Annotated in this window: 20 protein-coding genes and 1 other RNA gene; 10 read left to right on the top strand and 11 right to left on the bottom strand. The window is 62.9% G+C overall.

Annotated features, from left to right (window positions below; genetic code table 11):
* The first annotated feature begins 11 nt into the window (after positions 1–11).
* Positions 12–215, top strand: a non-coding RNA gene (ssrS, locus tag MTP38_RS04605) — 6S RNA.
* Between the two features lie 180 nt (positions 216–395).
* Here ssrS and MTP38_RS04600 read toward each other — a convergent pair.
* The 4 genes from MTP38_RS04600 to MTP38_RS04585 all read right to left on the bottom strand — a co-directional run bounded on the left by MTP38_RS04600 (position 396) and on the right by MTP38_RS04585 (position 3407).
* Complete coding sequence (locus tag MTP38_RS04600) at positions 396–602, bottom strand: DUF378 domain-containing protein (RefSeq protein WP_227619875.1); 207 nt, start codon at positions 600–602, stop codon at positions 396–398.
* 257 nt (positions 603–859) lie between these two features.
* Complete coding sequence (ispE, locus tag MTP38_RS04595) at positions 860–1741, bottom strand: 4-(cytidine 5'-diphospho)-2-C-methyl-D-erythritol kinase (RefSeq protein WP_249234395.1); 882 nt, start codon at positions 1739–1741, stop codon at positions 860–862.
* A gap of 14 nt (positions 1742–1755) precedes the next feature.
* Positions 1756–2928: an aminotransferase class I/II-fold pyridoxal phosphate-dependent enzyme gene (locus MTP38_RS04590; protein ID WP_249234659.1), complete on the bottom strand. Its 1173-nt coding sequence runs from the start codon at positions 2926–2928 to the stop codon at positions 1756–1758.
* Complete coding sequence (locus tag MTP38_RS04585) at positions 2928–3407, bottom strand: Lrp/AsnC family transcriptional regulator (protein WP_015563659.1); 480 nt, start codon at positions 3405–3407, stop codon at positions 2928–2930. Before MTP38_RS04585 ends, MTP38_RS04590 begins: the two co-directional genes overlap by 1 nt.
* Before the next feature lie 424 nt (positions 3408–3831).
* Here MTP38_RS04585 and MTP38_RS04580 point away from each other — a divergent pair, with 424 nt between their 5' ends.
* The 7 genes from MTP38_RS04580 to MTP38_RS04550 all read left to right on the top strand — a co-directional run bounded on the left by MTP38_RS04580 (position 3832) and on the right by MTP38_RS04550 (position 8497).
* The gene (locus MTP38_RS04580) at positions 3832–4101 is read left to right on the top strand and encodes an ACT domain-containing protein (RefSeq protein WP_249234394.1); all 270 of its coding nucleotides are present in this window, start codon (positions 3832–3834) and stop codon (positions 4099–4101) included.
* Between the two features lie 12 nt (positions 4102–4113).
* Complete coding sequence (locus MTP38_RS04575) at positions 4114–5481, top strand: PFL family protein (RefSeq protein ID WP_227619881.1); 1368 nt, start codon at positions 4114–4116, stop codon at positions 5479–5481.
* Between the two features lie 473 nt (positions 5482–5954).
* Positions 5955–6590, top strand: coding sequence for a stage II sporulation protein R (locus tag MTP38_RS04570; RefSeq protein ID WP_249234393.1), 636 nt, complete (start codon positions 5955–5957; stop codon positions 6588–6590).
* Between the two features lie 29 nt (positions 6591–6619).
* A complete protein-coding gene (locus MTP38_RS04565; protein WP_249234392.1) occupies positions 6620–7099 on the top strand; it encodes a peptidoglycan-binding domain-containing protein in 480 nt (159 codons plus the stop codon).
* A 78-nt stretch (positions 7100–7177) separates the two neighbouring features.
* Positions 7178–7597, top strand: coding sequence for a hypothetical protein (locus tag MTP38_RS04560; protein ID WP_249234391.1), 420 nt, complete (start codon positions 7178–7180; stop codon positions 7595–7597).
* A gap of 101 nt (positions 7598–7698) precedes the next feature.
* Entirely contained in the window at positions 7699–7920 is a 222-nt protein-coding gene (locus MTP38_RS04555) for a YdbC family protein (protein WP_227619886.1), read from the top strand.
* Position 7921: 1 nt separating this feature from the next.
* Entirely contained in the window at positions 7922–8497 is a 576-nt protein-coding gene (locus MTP38_RS04550) for an HD domain-containing protein (protein ID WP_249234390.1), read from the top strand.
* Between the two features lie 341 nt (positions 8498–8838).
* Here MTP38_RS04550 and MTP38_RS04545 read toward each other — a convergent pair whose 3' ends face one another.
* The 4 genes from MTP38_RS04545 to MTP38_RS04530 all read right to left on the bottom strand — a co-directional run bounded on the left by MTP38_RS04545 (position 8839) and on the right by MTP38_RS04530 (position 13699).
* The gene (locus MTP38_RS04545) at positions 8839–9417 is read right to left on the bottom strand and encodes a hypothetical protein (RefSeq protein WP_249234389.1); all 579 of its coding nucleotides are present in this window, start codon (positions 9415–9417) and stop codon (positions 8839–8841) included.
* 19 nt (positions 9418–9436) lie between these two features.
* Positions 9437–10609, bottom strand: a complete 1173-nt coding sequence (gene ftsZ, locus MTP38_RS04540; RefSeq protein ID WP_249234388.1) for a cell division protein FtsZ — start codon at positions 10607–10609, stop codon at positions 9437–9439.
* Positions 10610–10698: 89 nt separating this feature from the next.
* Complete coding sequence (locus MTP38_RS04535; RefSeq protein WP_249234387.1) at positions 10699–12045, bottom strand: UDP-N-acetylglucosamine 1-carboxyvinyltransferase; 1347 nt, start codon at positions 12043–12045, stop codon at positions 10699–10701.
* 547 nt (positions 12046–12592) lie between these two features.
* Positions 12593–13699 (bottom strand): FtsW/RodA/SpoVE family cell cycle protein, encoded by a 1107-nt coding sequence (locus MTP38_RS04530; protein WP_249234386.1) that lies wholly within the window; start codon positions 13697–13699, stop codon positions 12593–12595.
* Between the two features lie 89 nt (positions 13700–13788).
* Here MTP38_RS04530 and MTP38_RS04525 point away from each other — a divergent pair, with 89 nt between their 5' ends.
* The gene (locus tag MTP38_RS04525; RefSeq protein ID WP_249234385.1) at positions 13789–15666 is read left to right on the top strand and encodes a peptidoglycan D,D-transpeptidase FtsI family protein; all 1878 of its coding nucleotides are present in this window, start codon (positions 13789–13791) and stop codon (positions 15664–15666) included.
* A 53-nt stretch (positions 15667–15719) separates the two neighbouring features.
* Here MTP38_RS04525 and MTP38_RS04520 read toward each other — a convergent pair whose 3' ends face one another.
* Positions 15720–16313 (bottom strand): xanthine phosphoribosyltransferase, encoded by a 594-nt coding sequence (locus MTP38_RS04520; protein ID WP_227619894.1) that lies wholly within the window; start codon positions 16311–16313, stop codon positions 15720–15722.
* Positions 16314–16614: 301 nt separating this feature from the next.
* Between MTP38_RS04520 and MTP38_RS04515 the strand changes: the two genes are divergently transcribed.
* On the top strand, positions 16615–17484 hold the full coding sequence (locus MTP38_RS04515) for a patatin-like phospholipase family protein (RefSeq protein WP_249234384.1): 870 nt from the start codon (positions 16615–16617) through the stop codon (positions 17482–17484).
* Between the two features lie 119 nt (positions 17485–17603).
* Here MTP38_RS04515 and MTP38_RS04510 read toward each other — a convergent pair whose 3' ends face one another.
* Positions 17604–21389, bottom strand: a complete 3786-nt coding sequence (locus MTP38_RS04510; protein WP_249234383.1) for a hypothetical protein — start codon at positions 21387–21389, stop codon at positions 17604–17606.
* Positions 21376–23853, bottom strand: coding sequence for an efflux RND transporter permease subunit (locus tag MTP38_RS04505; RefSeq protein WP_249234382.1), 2478 nt, complete (start codon positions 23851–23853; stop codon positions 21376–21378). Before MTP38_RS04505 ends, MTP38_RS04510 begins: the two co-directional genes overlap by 14 nt.
* Positions 23854–24068: the final 215 nt, after the last annotated feature.

The following is a 24068-nucleotide window of genomic DNA, read 5'->3' as shown; positions in this document are numbered from 1 at the left end:
AACTGCGTAAGGTTTTCCTGCCCGACTCGATTTGTTGCGGTTTATATGATCCTACTAATCAATCAACGGGAGCTTGGAGTTCTCCGGTGGATTGCAGACCTCCCCGTCATGGGTCGACCATGAAGGCTCGATGAGGAAGCGCGAAACCGGCGACAGGGCACCCACCTGTCCGTAAGGGTAGGTTTGATTGCCGCAGACGATCGGGTGGGATATCTTTTTATAAAACACACTGGCTTTCGTGCCATTCTTTTCGGTCGGCATGGGAGTCTGAGGTACTGAGATCTGTTCGTGCCATCATTTCCTGCTGGCATGAGCGCCCTGTACGATACAAAAAAGGCTTTCGCGCCGCATTCCTGACGGCACGAGAGCCTTTTTGTTTTGTCCGGAGGCCGGGGTCACTCCCCGGTCTCGTCGTCACCGAACAGCCCCGGGATGCCGCAGACTGCGGCCACGCCCACCAGCGTAAAGACGATGCGCGACCAGATGGACGCGCTGCCCCCCAGCAGCCAGCCGACGAAATCGAACTGGAACAGGCCCACCAGCCCCCAGTTGATGCCCCCGACGATCATCAGGACGAGACAGATTTTGTAAAAGCTCTGCACAAAAAGGCCCTCCCTTCCTGCGGGCAGTATGCCCAAAGGGAGGGAGGGTTATGCATTTGGGGAGGCGAAGGACAGCTTGACCGATACGACGAGAACCGCAAAGCCTAAAAAGGAAAGCCCCCTTGGAGTTCACGGCTCCTTGGGGGCTTTTCCATTGGGGGTTAGGCCAATGGAGTATTCACATTCCTGAATCTATTATATGCCATCCCGCCCAAAAGTCAAGCACGGCATAAAAAATTCACAGATGCATCGTACTGTCAGCGCCGTCTCACCGGCTGCACCTCCGCCCCTCCCCTTACGGGCTGGGCGGTATAGACCTCCGGCCAGCGAGGACGGAGGGCGGCGGCAGCGGCAAGGGCCTCGTCCTCGGTGCGGAAGACGCCAAAGACTGCTGCACCGCTGCCGGTCATGAGGGCAGCGACCGCGCCGTTTTCCCGCAGGGCGTTCTTGATGGCCTCATTGTCCTTCGCGCCGCTGCACTCCTCGAGGGCATTGCCTGCGGCGGCACAGACTCCGTCGAGGTCCTCGGCCCGGATGGCGGCCTCCTGCGCGGCGCAGTCGGGGTGGACGCTGCTGCCCACCCGGTCATAGGCCGCAAATGCCTCAGGGGTGGAGACGCCGTAGTCGGGCATGACCACCGTGAACCAGCACTCCGGCAGGGGCGGCAGGGGCTTGAGCACATCGCCGAGGCCCTGCACCCGGCAGGTGCCGCCCATGAGGGCGAAGGGCACGTCCGCGCCGATGGACGCCCCCAGCGCGCACAGCTCGCTCATGGACAGCCGCGCACCGTACAGCTCATTCAGGCCCACCAGCACGGCGGCAGCGTCGGCGCTGCCGCCTGCCATGCCAGCCCGGACAGGCACGTTTTTATAGATGGTGATGTCGGCCCCCGCCAGCAGGCCTGTGTAGTGAAAAAAGGCCAGCGCCGCCTTGATGGCGGTGTTGCCGGGGCCTGCCTTGACCTTGCTGCCCGGGAGGGTCAGGTCGAGGTAGGGGCTGCGGCGGATGACCACCCGCTCATACAGCGAAATGGCCTGCATGGTCATGTCCAGCGCGTGGTAGCCCCCGGGCAGGATGCCCACCACGTCCAGCGCCAGATTCAGCTTGGCCGGGGCCAGCACCGTCACACTGCTGCGCATCGTCTGTCCCCTCCTCACTTGCCGTTCTCGCTCAGGAACTCCCGGATGCGGCGGAGGGCCTCCATCAGGTGCTCCACGCTGTAGGCGTAGGACACCCGGGCGTACCCCTCGCCGGACGCACCAAAGGCGTTGCCCGGAATGATGGCAACATGCTTCTGCTCCAGAAGCTTGGTGCAGAACTCCTCGCTGGTCATGCCGCTGGACTTGATGCAGGGGAAGGCATAGAATGCGCCCCGAGGCTCAAAGCAGCTCAGGCCCATGTCGTTGAAGCTCTTGACCACGAGGCGGCGGCGCATATTGTACTCGTTGCGCATCCGCTCGATCTCGCCGTCGCAGTCCTTGAGGGCCGTGATGGCGGCATACTGGCTGGTGGTGGGGGCGCTCATGATGGCGCTCTGATGAATTTTCGTCATAATTTTGATGATGGGCGCGGGGCCGCAGGCATAGCCCAGCCGCCAGCCCGTCATAGCGTAAGTCTTGGAGAAGCCGTTGACCACCACCGTCCGCTCAGCCATGCCGGGCAGGGTGGCGATGGAGACATGGTTCTGGAGGCCGTAGTTCAGCTCAGCATAGATCTCATCCGACAGCACCATGATGTCGGTGCCCCGCAGCACCTCGGCGATGGCCTCAAGGTCTTCCCGCTCCATCACTGCGCCGGTGGGGTTGTTGGGGAAAGGCATGATGAGGAGCTTGGTGCGCGGGGTGATGGCGGCTTTCAGGGCGTCGGCCCGGAGGCGGAACTCGTCCTCCTGATGACAGGCCACGTGTACCGGCACGCCGCCGGAGAGGGTCGTGATCGGCTCATAGCAGACGAAGCACGGCTCGGGGATGATGACCTCATCGCCGGGCTGTACCAGTGTGCGGATGCACATATCAATGGCCTCGCTGCCGCCCACGGTGACGAGGACCTCCTTGGCCGGGTCGTATTTCAGGCCCATCCGGCGGTCGAGGTAGCGGGCGATCTCGGCCCGCAGCTCCTTCAGACCGGCGTTGGAGGTATAGCGGGTGCGGCCATGCTCGAGACTCTCGATGCCGGCCTCCCGGACGGCCCACGGGGTCTTGAAGTCCGGCTCGCCGACGCCGAGGCTGATGCACTCGGGCATCTCGGCGGCAAGGTCGAAAAATTTGCGGATGCCGGAGGGCCGCATGGCGGCGGCGGCAGGCGCGATCAGTCTATCATAATCCATCACAGCACCGTGCACTCTCTTTCATCGATTTCTTCGTCCTGATACAGACGGCCCTCTTTCTTGTAGGTGCGGAGCACGAAGTGGGTAGCTGTGGACAGCACATCGTCCAGCGGGGACAGACGCTTTGCCACGAAGAGGGCGATCTCCTGAAAGGTCTGGCCCTTGATGACCAGCTGCAGGTCGTAGCCGCCGCTCATCAGCAGCACGCTCTCCACCTCGTCGAAGGAGGCGATAGTGGCTGCGATCTCGTCGAAGCCCCGGCTCTTTTTGGGGCTGACGTTCAGCTCGATGACGGCCTCCACCCGGTTCACCCCGGCCTTCTCCCAGTCCACGAGGGTCTTGTAGCCCTTGATGATGCCCTGCGCCCGGGCAAGGTCGATCATCGCCGCCACCTCGGCGGGGGATTTGTTCAGCATAGCCGCGATGTCCTCCACCGACATCCGGGCGTTGTCCTCAAGGATCTTCAGAAGCTGTTCCATAGTCGTTTCTCCTTTGTTCAGCCTGTGCGATATTTCTATCAGTATAACACACCAGCGGGCGGTTTGCACCCAGTTTTTGCAGTTTCCCGCCCCATTCCGCCCACAATAGACACTCTTTTGTCCTTCTTCCCTGCTCTTTTTTCCAAAAAGAGTGTTCATTTTTCGTGAAATCTGCTATACTAAGGGAGGATTAACCACTCGGGTATGCCCACGAATCAACCTCTCCGTCACGGCTTTGCCGTGCCACCTCCCCTACCGAGGGGAGGCCTTGGCATTTCGTAAAGTTTCGCCTTTTCGCCAGAGGCTCCCCTACTAGGGGAGCTGGCTGCGAAGCAGACTGAGAGGTTGTACGAGGAGAAGCCTGCCCTCACGCCAAAGGCGTGACGGAGAGGCCGTACCACCACATAAGAGAAGGGGTAGAACTATGAAAGCATTCATTACCGTCATCGGCCACGACACCGTGGGCGTCGTCGCCCGCGTCTCGGGCCTGTGCAGCGAGCTGAACATCAACATCGAAGACGTCACCCAGAGCATCCTGCAGGGTATGTTCGCCATGATCATGCTGGTGGACATCACCAAGTGCAATGTCTCCCACGAGGAGCTGCACCAGAAGATGAATGTTCTCGCCGCCGAGATGGGGATGCAGATCAATCTCACCCGTCAGGAAGTTTTTGACGCGATGCATACCATCTGAGGAGATACGAATATGAACATGATGAACACCGGCGACATCCTCGAGACCATCGAGATGTTCACGCAGGACAATCTGGACGTGCGCACCGTCACCATGGGCATCAGCCTGTTGGACTGCATCGATCCGGACCCCAAAAAGGCCTGCGAAAAGATCTACAATAAGATCACCACCCGTGCCGCCCGGCTCGTGCCCGCTGTGGAGCACATCAGCGCCGAGTACGGCATCCCCATCATCAACAAGCGCATCAGCGTCACCCCCATCGCCATGCTGCTGGGTGCCTGCCCGGACGCCGACCCGGTGGACTTTGCCAAGACCCTCGACGCCGCCGGTAAGAAGGTCGGCGTCAACTTCGTGGGCGGCTACACTGCCCTCGTCCACAAAGGCTTCTCGGCGGGCGACCTGCGCCTCATCGAGTCCATCCCCCGTGCCCTCGCCGAGACGGACATCGTCTGCAGCTCGGTGAACATCGGCGCGACCAAAGCGGGCCTGAACATGGACGCCGTGAAGCTGATGGGCGAGGCCGTCAAGAAGGCCAGCGAGCTGACCGCCGACCGTCAGTGCATCGGCGCAGCAAAGCTCGTTGTCTTCTGCAATGCACCCGAGGACAACCCCTTCATGGCGGGCGCGTTCCACGGCCCCGGCGAGCCGGACTGCGAGATCCATGTGGGCGTCTCCGGCCCGGGCGCAGTCCGCGCCGCGCTGGCCCGCCTGCCCAAGGATGCCCCCATCGATCAGGTGGCCGAGCTGGTGAAGCGGACGGCCTTCAAGATCACCCGCGTGGGCCAGCTGGTGGCCAATCTCGCCTCCGAGGAGCTGGGCGTGCCCGCCGGCATCATTGACCTGTCTCTGGCCCCCACCCCCGCCGTGGGCGACAGCGTGGCCAACATCCTCGAGGAGATGGGCCTTGAGACCTGCGGCTGCTGCGGCACCACCGCCTGCCTCGCCCTGCTGAACGACGCCGTCAAGAAGGGCGGCGTCATGGCCTCCAACCATGTCGGCGGCCTGTCGGGCGCGTTCATCCCCGTCAGCGAGGACGACGGCATGATCCACGCCGCCGAGTCCGGTTGTCTGACCATCGAGAAACTGGAGGCCATGACGGCTGTCTGCTCGGTGGGCATCGACATGGTCATCATCCCCGGCGACACCACCCCCGCCGTCATCAGCGCCCTCATCGCCGACGAAGCCGCCATCGGCATGGTCAACACCAAGACCACCGCCGTCCGCGTCATCCCGGCCATCGGCCGGAAGGCGGGCGAGGTGCTGGACTTCGGCGGCCTGCTGGGCTACGGGCCGATCATGCCCGTCAACCAGCGCGACCCCTCCGTCTTCATCAACCGCGGCGGCCGCCTTCCCGCACCCATGCAGTCGCTGAAGAACTAAGTAAGGCTCCGGCATTCTGATACGGGAGTTGTAAACTTTCCGTGCAGTGCTTGACTTCTGCGGGAAATCGCATATAATAAAAGTACGAGAGTAAAACTCAGCATAACATTTCACCAAAAGCAAAAGAAAACCCCCTTACGGAGCTGCTACTCCACAAGGGGGTCTTCTTTTTAGTGCTTGCGGCCCGAGAACCATCCGTCAAGCCACTTGCAACGGCGACGACCGCCGCCAGTGGCGGAAACAGGGAGGAGCTGTTGGGGCCGCGGCCAGCAGGATGCGAGCGGCAGCGAAGCAGACGCTGGGAGCCGCAACCCGGGTTCCTTTAAAAAATCATTGGCCTCCCTCCCATTTTGTAATGGGCGGGCAAGGCCGCAAGACTATTATAGCACACTTTTCGACGAAAAGGAACTGTGAATAAAACACCCTCCGCCAGCCCATCCTCTGGATAAAACTTCCAGAGGAGGCTGGTTTTTATGTTATCACGCCGGGAGATGGGGGCGCTGTGCGCCGCCCTGCTGCTCTGCTTTTTGCTGTCGCTGGGGGCAGGCTGGGCGAAGGGGCAGCTGGACGCCGCCGACGCCCTCGCTGCCGACACCCTGCGGCTCCACATCCGGGCCGACACCAACGCAGTGCGGGACCAGAGCGCGAAGCTGGCCGTCCGGGATGCCGTGCTGGCCCTTGCCGACGAGAGCTGCCCAGCGGACGGCAAAGCCGACGCCAAGGTCTGGGCGGCGTCAAATCTCGTCCGGCTCGAACTGACGGCCCGGGAGGTGCTGGCAGCGCGGGGCACCCACGCACCGGTGCACGCCTGCCTCGTCAATATGTATTTCCCCACCCGGCGCTACGCAGGAGCGGCCCTGCCCGCCGGACGGTACGATGCAGTGCGGCTGGACATCGGGACGCACCGGCCGGGCCGCAACTGGTGGTGTGTGCTCTACCCGGGCCTCTGCCGGTCGGCCTGCGGCGGGTATGCACGGCCCGAAGAAAACGACCTCGTCTGCGGGGAGTACCTCGTGCGATTCCGGCTGGTGGAGTGGTGGGGCGAAGTCACCGCCCCCCGGGAGGATGCAGTGCTGGCCGGGGGAACGCTCTGCCCCGACGCCGCATAGGATAGGCGCGGAAGGAGTGTGACAACACTATGGCGATCCCTGCTTACTACTCACTCATCCAGCGCGGCAGCTCCGGCCCCGACGTGGCCCTCGTACAGACGTGGCTCAACGGCATCCGGGACAGCTGCACATGGCACGCAGCCCTCACCGTGGACGGCCGCTTCGGTGCAAAGGCCGAAAAGGCCGTCCGGGAGTTCCAGCTGCGGTATGGTCTGGCAGAGGACGGCAAGGTGGGCGCGAACACATGGAACGTCCTCTACGCCCGCTACACGGCCAAGCACGGCCTGACCGTCCCCTACCCCGGCATCGTGCTGCGCAGCGGCAGCACAGGCGGCTGCGTCCGTCTGGTGCAGCAGAAGCTCAACGCCGAGGGCGAGCGCCTGACCACCGACGGCAAGTTCGGCACAGGCACTGCTGCCGCCGTCAAGCGCTATCAGGCCCGCCATGGCCTCGCCGCCGACGGCACGGTGGGCAAGGCCACATGGGAGAAGCTGTTCCCGACGGCGTGATGTAAAAAGGAGTCTGGGCAGCGGCCCAGCGCATATTCTCCCACGCCTCCGCACACCCTAAGTACGGAGGTGTTTTTTATGGAATCTCTCACACCCTTCATCCGCCGCCAGCTTGAGGACGCACCCGGCCCCAGCAGTCCGCCGGAGGAGGCGGGCAGCCGGGTCAGTCCGGCCCTCGGACAGCCGCCGAGCACAGAGCCGCCCAAACCGGGTTGCGGCTCTCAGCAGCCGCCGTCACAGCCGGATGACCCCGATGTGCAGCTGCCTCCCGAGATCGAGCAGCCCGGCGTCCCGATGACGAACGGCACCCCTGTCGCCTGTCGGCAGAAGAACGCCGCCGAGTATCTGGCCGGGCGGTCGCCGGGCGTGATGGCACAGTACGGAGACGGGCTTTTCGGTGCAGAGCAGCACACGAAGAGCCGTCAGCCGGCGCCCGACAAAGACGAGAGCGGCGTTTTACAGCTGGTAGAGTGGCGCGAAGAAGCGCCTTACGGTTGAAACGGGACTAAAATTCAGAAAATATTTTCCAATTACCTGTTGAAATCTTTGCGCAGTTCTTTTATTATGGTAGCAAACAAAGCAAAGGCAGGTAATCTATTATGGCAGAGATCAAATATGAGATCGTGGAGCGCATCGCCGTCCTCGGCGAGCGTCCCCGGGGCTGGGAGCGTCAGCTGAACCTCATCAGCTGGAACGACGGCGACCCCAAATATGACATCCGCGACTGGTCCCCGGACGGCACCCGCATGGGCAAGGGCATCTCCCTGAGCCACGACGAGCTGGCCATCCTCAAGGGCATCCTCGAGGATATGGAGCTGTAAGATGACGGAGCGCGAGGAGTTTCTGGACATTTTCCACCGGTACGTCACCCGTCCCGGCAGTGAAAAGCTGCTGGACTGGCTGGACACCAAGACGGATTTCTTCACCGCACCGGCCTCCACCCGCTTTCATGGGGCCTATGACGGGGGGCTGTGCGCCCACAGCCTCAATGTCTACCGGGTGCTGCGGAGCAGCTTTTTCGAGCCGGACACCGACACGGAGGAGACTTACGCCATCGTCGCCCTGCTCCACGACCTGTGCAAGGCCAACTTCTACAAAAAAGGCACCCGCAACGTGAAGAACGACGAGACCGGCAAGTGGGAGAAGGTACCCTCCTACAGCGTGGAGGATATGTTCCCCTACGGCCACGGCGAGAAAAGTGTCTTTCTCATCGAGCGGTTCATGAAGCTCAAGGTCGAGGAGGCCGTGGCCATCCGCTGGCATATGGGCGGCTTCGACGACGCCGTCCGGGGCGGAAGCTTTGCCATGTCGGGGGCTTTCGAGAAGTACCCTCTGGCCGTCAAGCTGCATATCTCCGACCTTGAGGCGACGTATCTGATGGAGACGAGGGGAGAGTAACCTCTCCGTCATCGCTGACGCGATGCCACTGCCCGGGTTGCGGCACCCAGCGTCTGCTTCGCTGTCGCTTGCATCCTGCTGGCCGCGGCCCCAACAGCTCCTCCCTGTTTCCGCCGCTGGCGGCGGTTGTCGCCGTTGCTCCTATCGAGGGGAGGCCTTGGCATCCCGGAAAGCCTCGCCTCTTCGCCAGAGGCTCCCCTACTAGGGGAGCTGTCTGCGAAGCAGACTGAGAGGTTGTACGAAGGCGAGGCCTGTCCAAGAGACAATAACGGAGAGGTCATCCCACAAACCTAAAAACCGCCCATCGCGCAAAAGCACGCGATGAGCGGTTCTTTTTTACGTTATTTTTCTCCCGGCATCAGCCTCGCCAGCTGAGCCAGCACCTCATCGCCGAGATGTTCGAGGCGGGTCTTGGGCCGGGCCGGGGCAGCCGGAGGCGCAGGGGCAGGCGCAGCGGCCTCCGGGGGCTGCTCTGCATCCTTCTTTTCGTCCCCGGGGAAGGAGATGGTGGGCAGAGGGGGCAGCTCCGGCAGGGGCTTGAGAGCCTCCGCAGCCAGCTTCTCCACCTCGGCGTGCAGCACATCGCACCGGGCGCTCAGGTCGGCATTCTCCTTCCGCAGGGCCAGAATGGTGCGCTCGTAGGCGAACATCCGCGTCTCATAGCGGCGCAGCTCGGCGTTGGCAGCGTTGAGCTGACGGCTCAGCTGCTCAAGCTTGGCCCGTTCCGCCGCCTCGGGCGCAGGGGCAGGGCATGACCGCTCTGGTTCGGGTGCCATGGCTTCTTCCACCTCCTGCAGTCTGCGCTGGGCGCAGCGCTCCTCCCGGGCAGTCTCCCGGCAGAGCGCCTCGAGCCGATGCAGCTCCGGGGTCCGGCGGCTGCTCAGCCATTCCAACGGCAGCTTGGTCTCCTGCTGCTCCACGGTCGGGGCCTCCTTGTGTTTATCTCCGCTTGTTCAGGATCGCCAGCAGGTCGTCATAATAGCTGGTGTCGCTGTTCTCCTCCTCCACGGGCTTGGCGGCAGCGGTGCCGGAAGCGGCAGAGGGGGTGTTGACCTCGGCGCTGAAGACTGCGCTGGGGGCGGAAGCGGTGACGCCGGGTGCTGCGGCACCGGCGGCAGAAGTGCCGAGGGTGCTGCGCAGGCCGTCCGCAGCCTTGTTGTCGAAGCCGGTGGCCACGACCGTGACCCGCATCTCGTCCGACAGGTTCTCATCGAAGGCAGTACCCCAGATGATGTTGGCATCGGGGTGAGCGCTCTGGGTGATGAGGCCTGCAGCGGTCTCCACGTCCTCCAGACCGATGTCGGGGCTGGAGGTGATGTTGATGATGACGCCGTGTGCGCCGGCGATGCTGGTCTCCAGCAGCGGGGAGGAGATGGCAGCCTTGGCGGCGTTCTCGGCCTTCCCTGCGCCCTTGGCGCTGCCGACACCCATGTGGGCGTAACCGGCATCCTTCATGATGGAGCGCACGTCGGCGAAGTCGAGGTTGATGAAAGCCGGCACGTTGATGAGGGCGGAGATGGACTCGACGCCCTGACGCAGCACATTGTCGGCTGCCTGGAAGGCGTTCATCAGGGTGATCTTCTCCTGACTGATCATCTTCAGGCGCTCGTTGGGGATGACGATGAGGCTGTCCACGTGCATCAGCAGGTTGGCGATGCCCTGCTCGGCCAGACCCATCTTCCGCTTGCCCTCAAAGGAGAAGGGCTTGGTGACGATACCCACGGTCAGGATGCCCAGATCGTGTGCCACCTCGGCCACCACGGGGGCTGCGCCGGTGCCGGTGCCGCCGCCCATACCGGCGGTAATGAAGACCATCTGAGAGCCCTTCAGGGCGTTTGCGATCTCGTCCTTGCTCTCCTCGGCGGCGCGCTGGCCGATCTCAGGGTCGGCACCTGCGCCGCGGCCCTTGGTGAGCTTGGAGCCGAGCTGTACTTTCGTTGCAGCATGGTTCTTGGAGAGAGCCTGCTGGTCGGTGTTCATTGCGATGAACTCGACGCCCTGCAGGCCGTCGCTGACCATGCGGTTGACGGCGTTGCCGCCGCCGCCGCCCACGCCGATGACCTTTATCGTCGTTACGTTTTCGTCCATTTCTTCGTCGAGCATGAGTGCCATATCATTGTCCTCCATCGGATTTTATCGTGACCCGCGCCTGCGCGCGCAGGATTATACGCATACTGAAGCTACTATATAACAGTATCGTATCATCTTTTTGCCCCGAATGCAAGTCTATTCTGGTTTTTAGCTGGTATTTTTTTCACACAGCCCGGAGCAGGGGTCATTTCTCTCCCAATTCGTGCCCCGAGCGCGGCCAGCGTCTCCGTCAGGCCCGCGTAACCCCGGTCGATATGACGGGTGTCCTCCACCCAGCTCTTTCCTCCTGCCGCAAGGGCGGCAAGGACCAGTGCCGCGCCGCCCCGCAGGTCGGGGGCCGAGAGAGTCGTACCATGCAGGCCGCTCTCCGGCAGCGGGCCGACGGAGAGCACCCTCCCGGCCCGTTTTGCCCGCCCGCCCAGCCGCTCAAAGCCCTCTGCGCAGCCGAAGCGCTCCTCGAAGACGACGTCCTCGATGCTGCCCTCCCCCTCGGCGCAGAGCATGGCGGCAGCCAGCAGGGGCGCAGCGTCGGTGGCGAGGCCCGGATACACCCCTGTGAAGACCCTGCCCACCCCATACAGCCGCCCGAAGCGGGCTATTTCGGCCCGGTCTGCTCCCCGCTTCACGGTGCAGCCCATTTGTTCCAGAATTTCCAGTACCGGCTCGTAGAGTCCGGGCGGGCATCCGGCCAGTTCCACCCGCCCTCCGGCTGCAGCAGCGGCGCAGGCAAGCGTGGAGGCGAAGATGCGGTCGGGCAGAGGCGAAAAATCGCAGCCGGAGAGCACCCGCCGCCCCTCGATGCGGATGGTAGATGTCCCCGCCCCTTCGATCTGTCCGCCGCAGCGGCGGAGGAAGTCCGCGAGGTCGGATATTTCCGGCTCCCGCGCAGCCCCCCGCAGCACCGTGGTGCCCCGGGCACAGACAGCGGCCAGCAGCAGGGTCTCGGTAGCCCCCACGCTGGGGAAACGGAGGGTGAAGTCAGCCCCGTGAAGCCCGCCCGGCGCGGCCAGCACCAGCCGTCCCGCCCCGGCGTCCAGCTCTTTCGCGCCCATCCGGCCAAGCCCCTCGAGGTGCAGGTCGATGGGCCGCTGGCCGATGGGGCAGCCCCCGGGCAGGGAGGTCTCGGCCCGGCCCAGCCGCGCCAGCAGCGGTGCGCAGAAGAGGATGGAGGCCCGCATCCGGGCGGCAGCGTCCCCCGGCAGGGTGCTGCACACCGGCGTGCCGCTGACGACTACGTCCGCCCCCTGCCGCCGGGCGTCACACCCTGCTCCCCGCAGCAGCGCAAGGCAGCACTCCACGTCCGACAGGGCCGGGACAGCCCGCAGCCGCACCGTCCCCCGGCAGAGCAGCGCCGCCGCAAGGAGCGGCAGCACGCTGTTTTTCGCCGCAGGCACCGCCGCCGTCCCGTTCAGCGGCCTCCCGCCTATCACCCAGATCCGCCCGCTCTCCTGTGTCATATCCCCGGCCCCCCGTTCTCGAAAAGATACCCCACAGTATGCGGAAGCGGAGAAATATGTTTGCAGTTTTGGCAAAAGACTCTCCCTTTTGGGGAGCTGGCGCAAAGCGCCATTTTCTGTTTCTTTTCGTCGAAAAATATGTTATACTTGTTCTGCGGCCTCGTCCGCCCATTACCAGATGGGAGGGAGGTGAACAACATGCAGGACTTGCACTCTCTTGTACTGTCTGTCGCAGCAGATGTGATCTCGTATTGTATCTGCAATGTGCTTGACAGATGGCTGAAGGGCCGTAAGCACTAAAAAGGACCCCTCTTTTTGGAGCGGCAACTCCGAAAGAGGGGTCTTTTTCTTTTGGTGAGCACTTATGCAGGACTCTATTCTCTTGCATCTTTATTATATCCCATCCCATCTAAAAGTCAAGCAGGGTGCAGAAAGTTTACAAAGGAGTCCGGGTTGCGGCTCCCAGCGTCTGCTTCGCTGCCGCTCGCATCCTGCTGGCCGCGGCCCGAGCTTCGCCTCCCTGTTTCCGCCGCTGGCGGCGGTCGGCTCAGCTCCGTGATACCCCCAGTACCACCCCCATCTCTCCCAGCAGCATCATGAGACTGGTGCCGCCTGAGGAGAAAAAGGGCAGGGAGATGCCGGTGTTGGGGATGGTGTTGGTGACGACGGCCACGTTCAGCACCGCCTGCAGCGCCACCTGCACCACGAACCCCACCACCAGCAGCGCCCCGAAGCGGTCGGGGGCGTGGGCAGCGATGACGATGCCACGGCACAGCAGCAGCACGAACAGCCCCACCACCGCACAGGCCCCCACGAAGCCCAGCTCCTCGCAGACGATGGAGAAGATGAAGTCGTTCTGCGGCTCGGGAACAAAAAGATGCTTCTGGCGGCTGCTGCCGAGGCCGAGACCGGCGGCCCCGCCCGAGCCGATGGCGTAGAGGCTCTGGATGGTCTGGTGGCCGTCCCCCAGCGGGTCGGCGAAGGGGTCGAGCCACGACCGCAGCCGGTCGGCGGCGTAGGGCACGAGGTCGGGCATAATGGCCACTGCCGCCGCGACGGCCCCAATGCCGCCTGCCCCTGCCAGCAAGAACCACCGCAGCCCCGTGCCCCCCACGAACATCAGCACCGCCCCGATGCCGAGGATAAGGACGGTGCCAGAGAGGTGGGGTTCCAGCAGCATCAGCGCTGCCACCACCCCCAGCACCAGCGCGAAGGGCAGCACCCCCACGCTGAAATCCTTCATCCGGTCGTGGTTCAGCGCAATGATGTGGGCGAACACCAGCACCACCGCGAACTTTGCGATCTCGCTGGGCTGCAAAGTGCCCAGCCCCGGGATGACCAGCCACCGCTTGCAGCCGTTGTACTCGGGCATGAAGAGCACCGCCGTCAGCATCACCAGCGACAGCCCCAGCACCGGCCATGCCAGCTTGTGGAAGATGTGGTAGTCCACCCGGCTGGCCAGCCCCATACCGCACAGCCCCAGCGCCGCATAGAGCAGCTGCGGCCGCAGGTAGGCCCACGCATCCCCCCGCCGGTAGAGGGCCACAGCGCTGGACGCACTGGCCAGCATCACCAGCCCGAAGCCCACCAGCGTGAGCACCAAGATCAAAAACGGCAGGTCCATGCCGGGCATCGGGCGCAACAGCTTTTTCATCCTCTCCCCCCTTCCCTTTAGTGTACGCAGCCGCCCGGGCGGCTAGTCACACCGACCGCCGCATATCCTGTAGAGAGGGAGGTGCTGTCATGTCAAACGATTCCGACACCCTGCGCACCCTGCCGGAGCGGGCCTTCCGCGCCCGGGCGGGGCTTGCGGCGGGGGTGTTTTGCCTCATCTGCCTCGGGTTGGCGGTGCGGCTGCTGTTTTTGCAGGTGGTGGGCGGCGGCTGGTACGCCCAGCGCGCCCTCGGCCAGCAGCTGCGGGACACCGTCGTCCCCGCCGACCGGGGCCGCATCACCAGCGCCGACGGCCTCCTTCTCGCAGCCAACAGCAGCTGCTGGACCCTCCGGGCCTCCCCCCGGGAGATGCCGGAAGACCGCCTTACCCTTGCGGCCAAGGGCCTTTCCGACCTTCTGGCGCTGGACGAAAAGAAGCTGCTGGAAAAGTTCAGCGACCGCCGCTCCAACGACTGTCTTCTCCGCTACCGGGTGGACCGTCAGACCGCCGACGCCGTCCGGGACTTCTGCGAGGCCAACGGCATCACCGGCATCCGCATCCAGCAGGATTCCAAGCGCTGGTATCCGCAGGGAGAATTTCTTGCGTCGGTGCTGGGCTTCACTAACGTGGACAACGCAGGTGTCTCGGGCCTCGAGCTGAAGTATGACGACCTGCTCACCGGCGAGAACGGCGTGGTGCTGACCGCCGTGAATGCGTGGGGCTACACCCTCGAGCAGAGCTATGAGACAGAGATCCCGCCCACCGAGGGGGACGGTCTCCGCCTCACCATCGACACGAATATCCAGCACTACCTCGAGAACGCGCTGGGCTATGCAGTGAAGGAACACCATGTGGCGGCCCGGGCCGTGGGCATCGTCATGGACGTGAACACCGGGGCAGTGCTGGCCATGTCCACCACTCCCTCCTACGACCCCAATCAGCCCCGGGTGATCGCTGACAAAGCCGCCCGGGAGGCCGTGGAGGGTCTGACCGGCAGCGAGCGGGCGGCAGCGCTCCAGCTGGCCCAGCAGACCCAGTGGCGGAACAAGGCCGTCAGCGACCTCTATGAGCCGGGCAGCGTTTTTAAGCTCATCACCTGTGCGGCGGCGCTGGACACCGGGGCCATCGGCAAACATTCCAGCTTCTACTGCGGCGACTCCATCTCGGTAGCAGGCACCCGCTTCCACTGTGCCAACCACAAGCGCCACGGGGCGCAGACCGTGACGCAGGCGCTGGAAAACTCCTGCAACCAGAGCTTCATCCAGATCGGTGCACGGCTGGGCAAAGAGGCTTTCTGCGACTACTTCGAGGCCTTCGGACTCCGCGCCCCCACCGGCATCGACCTGCCTGCCGAGCCGAAAAAGAGCCTCTACTACACCGCCGAGCGGATGGGGCCTGTGGAGCTGGCCTCCTGCGCCTTTGGCCAGAGCAGCAAGGTCTCCTACCTCGAGATGGCGGCGGCGGTCTGTGCCGTGGTCAACGGCGGGCGGCTGATGCAGCCCTATGTCGTCTCGGACATCCTCGGCCCGGAGGGCGAGGTCATCGACCATCTCGCCCCGGTCTGCCGCCGCCGGGTGCTCAAGGAAGAGACCTCCCGCACCATGCGGGAGATGATGGAGGCTGTTGTGCTCTACGGCGGCGGACGGAACGCCCAGATCCCGGGCTACCGGGTGGGCGGCAAGAGCGGCACCAGCCAGAAGCTGGACAGCACCGACGAGAAAGCCCGCATCGCCAGCTTCGTGGCCGTGGCCCCCATCGACGAGCCCCAGTTCCTCTGCCTCGTCTGTCTCGATGAGCCTCACAGCTGGACGACGGCGGGAGGCAGCCTCTCGGCTCCGGTCTGCGCCGAGGTCCTTGAGCAGACGCTGGTCTATAAGGGCATCCCCCGGGCCAGCCTCCCGGCTCCCTCCACCGCTGAGACCTCCGCCGACCTTCCCGAAGACGGCGACAGCTTCGATGGGGCGTGATTTTTTCGTAAAAGAAAAGACCGCCCGGAGGCGGTCTCGAGTGCATATTCTCCTTAGCTCTGCTGCGGCTGGTCGCGGAAGGTGATCTCGCCGGTGGCGCTGTCCATGGCATCGACGATGGCGAGGCTCTCCAGCTGGATGCCCTTGCTGCGGATCAGCTCGCCGCCCTGCTGGAAGCCCTTCTCGACGGCGATGCCGATGCCCTCCACGGCGGCACCGGCCTTCTCGGTCAGCTCCAGCAGACCCATCAGGGCGCAGCCGTTGGCAAGGAAGTCGTCGATGATGAGGACGTGGTCCTCCGGGGTGAGGAACTTCTTGGAGACGATGACGTTGTAAATTTTCTTGTGGGTGAAGGACTGGATCTTCGTCTCGTAGTTGTCGTAGTCGAGGTTGATGCTCATAGACTTCTTGGCGAACACCACCGGCACGTTGAACTCGCTGGCCACCACAGCCGCAATGCCGATGCCGCTGGCCTCGATGGTGAGCACCTTGTTGATGGGTTTGCCCGCGAACAGGCGCTTCCACTCCTTGGCCATCTCCCGGAACAGCGGGATGTCCATCTGGTGGTTGATGAAGCTGTCCACCTTCAGCACGTTGCCTTCGCGGACGATGCCGTCTTTGCGGATGCGGTCTTCCAGCATTTTCATGTTCTGTCTCTTCCTCCCTGATCTCCTGTCACAAAACGGTCGATATTTCATATCAGTATACCGGAAGCCGCCCCTGTTGGCAAGGCCCTTTCTGCCCAAATTTTGCCTCTTCTCCCCGGTTTTTTCAGCGCTTTGCGTTAAAAGTACGACTTTGCCCTTTCCCGTGCGCTGGGGCGCGTCCATCCGGGGGCAGATTTCTTCCGTTTTCTCTTGTTTTCTGCGCAAAATCGAGTATACTGGTAGCAACCGGAAACGGCTGCTGCGGCCTGTGGGGGCCGCGCCAGAAAAAAGGAGTCACCATATGAAAACAGGGCTAGTATTAGAGGGCGGTGCCATGCGCGGGATGTTCACCGCAGGCGTCCTCGATGTTCTCATGGAGCACGGCCTCACCACCGACGGCACTATCGGGGTATCCGCCGGTGCAGTGTTCGGCTGCAACTTCAAGTCTCATCAGATCGGGCGCGCCATCCGCTACAACACCGAGTATTGCGACGACAAGCGGTATGCCAGCTTCGGCAACCTGCTGCGCACCGGCAATCTCTATAGCGAGGATTTCTGCTACCACATCGTGCCGGAAAAACTCGACCCCTTCGACGAGGAGGCTTTCCGCGCCTCGCCGATGGACTTTTTCGTCGTCTGCACCGACCTTCGCACCGGCGAGCCCATCTACCACAAGTGCCGCACCGGCGATGCCGAGGACGTGCGTTGGATGGAGGCCTCGGCGTCCATGCCGCTGGCCGCCAAGGCCGTCCGGATCGGCCACTATGCCCTTCTGGATGGCGGCGTAGCTGACTCCATCCCCGTCCGCTTCTTCGAGAGTCTGGGCTACAAGCGCAACATCATCATCCTGACCCAGCCCAAAGGCTTCGTGAAAAAGAAGAATCCCTTCCTTCCTGCCATCCGGGCGCGGTATCTGCGCTACCCTGCCTTCGTGGCGGCGGTGGCCGACCGCCACGAGCGGTACAACGAGACGCTCTCCTACATCGCCATGCAGGAATCCACTGGCAGGGACTTTGTCATCCGCCCGCCTATCCCGCTGGAGATCGGCGCTATGGAGCGCGACCCCGCCCAGCTGCGCCGGGTCTACGATACCGGCCGCGCCGTGGCGGAGAATCAGCTGGATAAGATCGAGGCTTTCCTGAATGAAGTGAAGGCGATGCCGGAAGCATAAAGCCTCTCCCTTTGGGAGAGCCTGAGCAACGGCAAAGCCCACCTTCGTACAACCTCCCCAATCATGCAAAAAAGCAGGCCTCCGCCCGGAAGGGCGGAGGCCTGCTTTGCTTTTATCTCTTACGGGACATCGGTCTCGGAGATGGGCGTATCCAGCTCATCGGCGGGCGCGGAGGCGTCCGCTGCTGCTTTTCCGCCCTTTTTCTCCTTGCGGGGCGCTTTCTCCTTTTCGGGCTTGCCGCCCTTGGGGCCGCGCTTGCTGCGAATGCGCTTTGCCAGCAGCAGGAGCAGCACCAGCAGGGCCGCGCCGCCGGCGCAGAACGCCCAGACGGGAAGTTTGCTGGGCACAAAGGCCACTTCCACTTCGGTGCCGGTGACGGTGAAGGTGGTGTAGCTGCCGAAGCTGCCCGTCTCCACTCGCTGCCAGCTGCCGTCGGCCTGCTTGACGTAGACCTTGCCCTCGGCCTTGCCCGGGGTCAGGTAGCGGATCTGATGGGTCTCGTTGCCGTCGTCGGTGAACTCCAGCAGCCACTGCTCGGTGACGCCATGGACGTCGGCTGTGATGTCCTGCTGGGTGACCTGCACCGCGTTGGAGCCGCCGAAGAAGCCGTCCACATAGAAGACCGGGCGACCGTTCTCACGGGTCACGCTGCTGCCCAGCGCCGGGATGTAGGAGGTGTACTCCACATTCACTACGGTGTCGGTGTGGAGGGCATCCAGCACGGGGGTGCTCCACTCGGCGTAGTAGCCCTCCTTCTGGGGGATCTCCGGGTAGTCGGCCTCCGTGAAGGACGCGCCGTAGTCGAAGCTGATCTTCTTGATGGTGTGACCGTCAGCCTTGAAGACGAGGTTCAGCTTGCGGAAGGCCTTGGGCAGGCCCTCCTGCGCGAGCAGGGTCTCATAAGTGACCGGCTCGGCCTGACCGGCCCGGCTCAGGCGGTCGATGCCCTGCAGGTCGTCGGAGACGAAGAGGTTGCCCACGAAGCTGCCGTCCTGACCGCCGGAGATGGCGCCCACATACTGCTGGCCTGCCAGCACCGAGACGAGGGCGCGGTTGTTGATGGCGATAAGACTGCCGTCGGTGAGGTCGCTGTCGCTGCCCTGACCCACGATGCCGCCGACGTACTTTTCACCGCTGAGGGCGCATTTTGCCCAGTTGCTGCGGAGCTTTGCGCTGGCCGCACCAGCGATGCCGCCCACCTGATTGACACCGGTGACGTCGCCGTAGGACTCGCAGGCCGTCACAAGGCCCAGCTCCTCCTGACCCACGATGCCGCCGACCATGTCCTTCTTGGCGGTGACGCTGCCCTCGTTGGTGTTGCCGATGAGGACGGCGCTGACGGTGTAGGAGGTGCGCAGGAGCGAGGTGCCCTCGTCCTTGTTGTCCTCCTCGGGGTCCAGCAGGTTCTCGACGCCCATGGTGCCGGCGATGCCGCCCACGTTCATGTCGGCGTCGATGATGCCCCGGTTGATGCTGTTCTCGATCTTTCCGTCGGACTGGGCGGCGATGAGGTCTTCGGACTCATCCTCATAGATGGTCTTGCTGCCCGGATCGCTGATCTCCTGCACGGCGTCCAGCATCAGGTTGGACACGACGCTGACCTGTGCGGTCACAGCCCGCATCTTGGCGGTCAGCTGCTCGCTGGAAGCCCGCATGGTGCTGTTGATGTCCTCCATCTTATCGGTCAGGCCGCTGACCGCATCAAAGAGGGAGTCCTTGGTGTTGGTCAGCTCCGCCGAGGGACGAGGCACCTTGATGGGGTCCTGCTGGTTGAGCCAGTGGAGGATGTCGCGGGTCTGGCTCATCATGTCAGTCAGCCCGCCGAGGCCGTCCTGCAGCTGGCCCAGCGCCACAGAGGTATGGACCAGCGTTGCACTGGTGAGGGCGGCGTCGGTCTTGAGCAGGTCGATGGAGTCGCTCAGGTCGTCCATGCCATCGCTGAGCTTATCGGACGCATCTCTCAGCCTTTCGATGCCGCTCTTGATGTCGTCTGCGCCGTCCAGACCGCCGACCCAGTCCTTGATGCTGCCCATGATGTCGTCGGTGATGCTGCCCATCCCGGTCAGGGCGTCAGAGGTCTTGGTCAGGGCCGACGCCAGCTCGGGATGGTCGGCGGCAGAGACGGCCTTAGCCGCACTGCCCACGATGCCGCCCATCTGGGTGGTGATGGTGGAGATGGTTCCGATGGCGCTGGCGATCTGAGAGGTCGCACGGGCGATGTCACTGTCGTTGGACAGGAGGGATGCCGTCCGCAGCAGGCCCATGCCTGCGGTGACGGCCTTCATGGCCGGAGAGAGGCCGCTGCCCAGCGTAAAGACGCTGGCCACAGAGTTGGCCACCTTCAGCAGCTCGATGCCGGTCTTGAGGTTCTGATCGGACTTTGTATCCGGGGAGAGGGAGTCGTAGGCCGAGAGGATGCCGGAGATGGCCTGCGAGGCGGCGGTGTCGTCGCCGGTGTTGATGGATTCCAGCAGCTTCTTGATGCCGTTGGAGATACCATGCAGGCCGTCGCGGTTATCTGCGGCGGCGTCTGACACCTTATCCAGACTGTCGCTGGTCTTGGCAAGGGCGCGGGAGGCCATCAGCATCTCCGCAGCCATCTCGCGGATGGCCCACTTGAGGCTGCCGGTGGCTTCGGCGAGCTTGGTCATGGCGTCCTCGCCGGTGTCCATGACCGGCTCCAGCTTGGTGAGGGTATCGGCCAGCAAAGTGGAGGCGCGGTCGATCTCGTCGGCCACCTCATCGCCGTAGTCGCTGGCCTGATCGTCCAGCTGGCGGGCCGTGGCAATAGCGGTATCCATCTGGCTGGTCATGGCGTTGAAGGAATTGGAGATGCTGGTGGTGGAGTTCTCGATGACGCCGGTGGTGTCGTCCACGAGGCCCCGCAGCACATCCAGCTCGGAGCGGAGGCGGCGGATGGTGTCCTTGGACAGGTCCAGCTCCCGGTAAGGCTCGGCCTGACCGGCGATGCCGCCCACGTCCTTGCGGCCCAGCACACGGCCCTGATTGACGCAGCCGGACACAAGGCCGTCGGTACGGCCCACGATGCCGCCCACGTTGTAGCCGATGTGCTCGTAGCCGATGGTGCCGGTGTTGACGCTGGTGAGGATCATGCCGGAGGAGCGGCCCGCGATGCCGCCGGTGTCGGTGGCGACATTGGTGGTGGAGCTTCCACTGTTGTCGGAGGAGTCGATGCTGGCCTTCCGACTGTTGATGTAATCCACCATTTTTGCCGTGAAGCCGTCGGTATCCAGCGAGGCCTCCTGATACTCGGTGTTGATGCTGCCGACGTTGGTACAGCCGGTAATCGCGCCGAGGTTGTAGCCGGTGATGCCGCCGGTGGCGGACTTACCGGTGACGATGGCCCGGGCGGTACAGTGGTCGATGGTGCCCTCGGCCTCGTTGCGGCCCACGATACCGCCCACCTCGCTGTCGCCGGTGACGACGCCGGTGAACTGGCAGCTGATGAGGGTGCCATGGTTGATGCCCACGATGCCGCCGGTGGTGGTGTCCTTGGTGTCCGAAACGGACACGACGCCCCGCACGCTCAGGGACTCGATGGAGCCTTTTTCCTCCACGATGCCGAAGAGGCCCGCCGGGGAGTACTCGCCCGACACCGTCAGGTCGGAGATGGTATGTCCGTTGCCCTTGAACTGTCCGCTGAAGGACGGGATGGGCGCCCAGAACATCCCCTCAAGGGAGAGGTCCTGCTGCAGGACGACGGTCTTGCCCACCGACCACTGATCGTAGGCACAGCTCTTGGCCAGCGAAAGCAGGTCCGAGACGCTGTTGATGTAAATGGTATCGCTGTCGTCAGACGCGAACACTGGCAGAGCGATGCTCAGCGTCAGCACAGCGGCCAGAAGCGCAGCCGTCAGGCGGCGCAGCAGCTTATTCTTCTTCATTCTGCACCTCCTGCGGTCTGTTGTCATCCAGTTCCTGCGCCACATTGCCCGAGATAACGGTCAGCTGGACGTCACCGTCCACGATGGCGTTCATCGTACCGGCCACAGAGCCGTGGATCTCACCCTGCACGATGCCGTTGACCCGCATCCGGCCATTGCCGCTGCTGCGTGCCACCAGCTTGGGCACGGCGAAGCTCGTCTTATCGACGATCTTAGAGCCAACCAGCAGGATCTGGGGCAGGACGAAGAGGACGAGGAAGATGGAGATGATGGTGCCTCGGCCAAGGCACTGGCCGATGCCTACGATGCAGGCGTCGGAGGTCATCTGGCCGATAAGGGTGCCCGACACGGCCATGATCGTGCCGGAGGTCAGGATGGTGGGGAAGGCAAAGTTGATGGTCTCGATCATGGCCTGCTCGTGATCCATCTTGTCCTTCAGCTCGCTGAAGCGGGTACCGATGACGATGGCGTAGTCGATGTTCGCACCCATCTGGATGGAGCTGACGATCAGGTAGCCCATGAAGTAGAGGTTGGTGTGGGAGAAATAAGGGAAGGAGAAGTTGAGCCAGATGGCGCCCTGAATGACCACGATGAGCAGCAGGGGCATACCCACCGACTGGAAGGTGAACAGCAGCACCAGCAGGACGATGAAGATGGACACGACGCTGACGACGACGTTGTCGATGGCGAAGGACTTCTGGAAATCGTACTCGTTGGTGGCGTTGCCGGCCATGTACAGCTCGCCGTCCGGATAATACTTCCGGGCGATGGAGCGGATGGTATCGGTGAACTCATAGGTCGTCTGGCCGGCCTCCAGCGAGGGGCTGAGGTAGATGAGGACGCGGTTGTACTTGTCGCCCTGCAGCTGAGCCAGTGCGCTCTCCATCTTCTCCCGGGCCTCGTGGAGGTCGTCCAGTTCCTCCTGCGAGAGGGAGACGATGCCGGTGTCGGCCTCGTCGCAGACGTAGAGGAACATATCCACAAGGGGCACCCGGTACGAGGCAAAGTTGCCGATGATCTGGCCGTACTCCTCGTTCTCGATGGCGTAGGCGGTGTAGACGAGCTGGGCGGCCTCGTAGTCGAGGTCGGCCATTTCAGAGAACTGGCGGGCGGTGAGCTTGTCTTCCAGCATATAGCCGTCCTGGGCCTCGATGTTGGACAGGCCCTGCGTGTGGTCGATCTCGTCGTAGCTTTCCAGCTCCTCCAGCATCTTTTTCTCGACGCTGTAGTCGTCATTCTTAGGGTAGACGAGGGCCACGAGGTTGGACTTCGTAAAATTCTCCTCGATCATCTGGTCCGCGATGAGGGATTCGTTCATCTTGGGCACCTTGATGACATCGTAGCCGTAGGCGTAGGGGCAGAGGCTCGAGAAGTGGTAGGCGATGAGGATGACCACCACGAAGATGGCGGGGACGATCTTGCGGGTACGCCATGCAAAGCGGCCCACGAAGGGGATGTCCGGCACGAAGTTTTTGTGCTTGGTCTTGTCCATGTAGGGGCCGAAGAGCATCAGCAGACCAGGCATGACTACGAACACCGAGATCATCGAGAAGAGGATGGCCTTGATGAGGCAGGTGGCCATATCCGCGCCGATCTTGAACTGCATGAACAGCATGGCCACCAGACCGCCGATGGTGGTCAGGGAGCTGGAGCTGATCTCCGGGATGCTCTTGCTCAGCGACTCGATGACAGCTTCCTTCAGCGGCATGGTCTGGTGCTCTTCTTTAAAGTGATTGCAGAAGATGATGGCATAGTCCAGCGACAGGGCCAGCTGCAGGATGTTCGTCACCGAGTTGGAGACGAAGGAGATGGTGCCCAGCAGGAAGTTGGTGCCCATGTTCAGGATCATGCCCACCACAAAGGTGAGGATGAGGACGGGCACCTCGGCGTAGGTCTGGGAGGTGAAGATCAGCACCACCACAATGATGACGGCGACGTACACCATGATGACCCGCACCTCGGCATCAATGGTCTCCTGCTGGGTGTTGCCCAGCGAGGTGGAAACGTAGATGTCGTAGTCGGCCAGATACTCCTTCACCCGGTCGAGGGCCTCGAGGCACTGGTCGTCCTCCTCGGGGTAATCGAAGGTGATGGAGTAGAGGGCCGATACCGCGTCCTTATTATAGTGGTCTGTGGTGTCGTCGTAGTCCAGCATCTGGACGCCCTTCAGCTCGGTGAGCTGATCGGAAAGCGCGTCAGCCTCGTCGGGGGTGATGTTGGCCACCATGACGTCGGCAGAGCCGTAGGTCGTGAACTGATCCTCCATGATGTCCAGACCCAGACGTGTCTCTGAGGTCTTGGGCAGATAGGTGGTCATGTCCGTCTCGACCTTGACCCATTTCACCGCGAATACCGTGAAAATGGTCGCCAGAACGACGAACAGGAACACAAGGTTGCGGCGCTCTACGATCTGGCGCGCAAGCTTGTGCATAAAGTCTATCTGTGGTTTTTCGTGTTCGTTCAAAGCGTCTGACCTCCTTTACGATGGTTTGTCGGCAGTTTCATCCCCGGGGATGGGCTGCACAGTCGTCTCATAAGCAACCTCCGTCTAATACACAACTTTTGGTGATTTTGTTAAAATTCACACGGCAATATTTGTACAAATGATATAATAAAGCCCGACCTGTCAAAATGCAATCAACAAAGCCGCTCGAATGATAAAATTAACCCATTCTTTGC

Source organism: Faecalibacterium sp. I3-3-89 (assembly GCF_023347275.1).
GTDB classification, from domain to species: Bacteria; Bacillota; Clostridia; order Oscillospirales; family Ruminococcaceae; genus Faecalibacterium; species Faecalibacterium butyricigenerans.
The sequence above is the reverse complement of the archived record's forward strand: the minus strand, read 5'-3'. Positions and strand labels throughout refer to the sequence as shown.

Excerpts from the sequence above, each read along its gene's own strand:
- ispE (WP_249234395.1), bottom strand. The coding sequence starts at position 1,741 with ATGCGCAGCAGTGTGACGGTGCTGGCCCCGGCCAAGCTGAATCTGGCG.
- MTP38_RS04590 (WP_249234659.1), bottom strand. The coding sequence starts at position 2,928 with ATGGATTATGATAGACTGATCGCGCCTGCCGCCGCCGCCATGCGGCCC.
- MTP38_RS04585 (WP_015563659.1), bottom strand. The coding sequence starts at position 3,407 with ATGGAACAGCTTCTGAAGATCCTTGAGGACAACGCCCGGATGTCGGTG.
- MTP38_RS04580 (WP_249234394.1), top strand. The coding sequence starts at position 3,832 with ATGAAAGCATTCATTACCGTCATCGGCCACGACACCGTGGGCGTCGTC.
- MTP38_RS04575 (WP_227619881.1), top strand. The coding sequence starts at position 4,114 with ATGAACATGATGAACACCGGCGACATCCTCGAGACCATCGAGATGTTC.
- MTP38_RS04570 (WP_249234393.1), top strand. The coding sequence starts at position 5,955 with ATGTTATCACGCCGGGAGATGGGGGCGCTGTGCGCCGCCCTGCTGCTC.
- MTP38_RS04565 (WP_249234392.1), top strand. The coding sequence starts at position 6,620 with ATGGCGATCCCTGCTTACTACTCACTCATCCAGCGCGGCAGCTCCGGC.
- MTP38_RS04560 (WP_249234391.1), top strand. The coding sequence starts at position 7,178 with ATGGAATCTCTCACACCCTTCATCCGCCGCCAGCTTGAGGACGCACCC.
- MTP38_RS04555 (WP_227619886.1), top strand. The coding sequence starts at position 7,699 with ATGGCAGAGATCAAATATGAGATCGTGGAGCGCATCGCCGTCCTCGGC.
- MTP38_RS04550 (WP_249234390.1), top strand. The coding sequence starts at position 7,922 with ATGACGGAGCGCGAGGAGTTTCTGGACATTTTCCACCGGTACGTCACC.
- ftsZ (WP_249234388.1), bottom strand. The coding sequence starts at position 10,609 with ATGGCACTCATGCTCGACGAAGAAATGGACGAAAACGTAACGACGATA.
- MTP38_RS04535 (WP_249234387.1), bottom strand. The coding sequence starts at position 12,045 with ATGACACAGGAGAGCGGGCGGATCTGGGTGATAGGCGGGAGGCCGCTG.
- MTP38_RS04530 (WP_249234386.1), bottom strand. The coding sequence starts at position 13,699 with ATGAAAAAGCTGTTGCGCCCGATGCCCGGCATGGACCTGCCGTTTTTG.
- MTP38_RS04525 (WP_249234385.1), top strand. The coding sequence starts at position 13,789 with ATGTCAAACGATTCCGACACCCTGCGCACCCTGCCGGAGCGGGCCTTC.
- MTP38_RS04520 (WP_227619894.1), bottom strand. The coding sequence starts at position 16,313 with ATGAAAATGCTGGAAGACCGCATCCGCAAAGACGGCATCGTCCGCGAA.
- MTP38_RS04515 (WP_249234384.1), top strand. The coding sequence starts at position 16,615 with ATGAAAACAGGGCTAGTATTAGAGGGCGGTGCCATGCGCGGGATGTTC.
- MTP38_RS04510 (WP_249234383.1), bottom strand. The coding sequence starts at position 21,389 with ATGAAGAAGAATAAGCTGCTGCGCCGCCTGACGGCTGCGCTTCTGGCC.